This is a genomic window from Vibrio sp. 1402 (assembly GCF_033340275.1).
On sequence record NZ_JAWOWE010000493.1, the window covers coordinates 1 to 581 of the forward strand.

General features: G+C 47.8%; 1 protein-coding gene. It reads left to right on the forward strand.

Annotated features, from left to right (window positions below):
• A partial coding sequence (locus tag R7044_RS26870) for a sigma-E factor regulatory protein RseB domain-containing protein (RefSeq protein ID WP_318141749.1) occupies nucleotides 1-581 on the forward strand: 581 nt, incomplete at both ends.

Consider the following 581-nt stretch of genomic DNA (forward strand, 5'->3'; position numbering starts at 1 on the left):
ACGAACTTTCTTACATCCTTATCAAAAAGAACAGCATTGAGCCTTTGCTGTATCGTCACGCGACACACGGCGAAGATCAGTACGCTCATCTTGTTTATTTAAGTGGGCCTGTTCGCGAGGTGATTCGTCGCGGAACAGAAGTGAGTTATATCGAAACTGGCGTGGAACCGTTCACTATCGAATCAGGCAAAATGGTTGCACCAACGATACCGATGCTCAACACCAATATCGACGAGCTAAACCTGTATTACGACTACGTTCAAGTAGGGCGTGCGCGTGAAGCCGGTGTTCCAACTCAGGTATTACGCATTGTGCCGAAAGACGGACTACGTTATTCCTATGTCCTTTGGATTGACGAAAAGAGCAAATTGCCACTTCGCGCCGATCTTGTCGATCGTGATGGCGAGATGCTAGAGCAATACCGCACGATCTCTTACACAGTAAACCCTAAAATTGCAGAGTTGATGAGCGGCCTTGAAGACGTTCAACTTCCTGCTGTGCTTACAATGCCGAAAGGTGAAATTGGCACGAGCAATTGGACTGTGGGCTGGACTCCAGACGGTTTTCATCCAAACGATCTC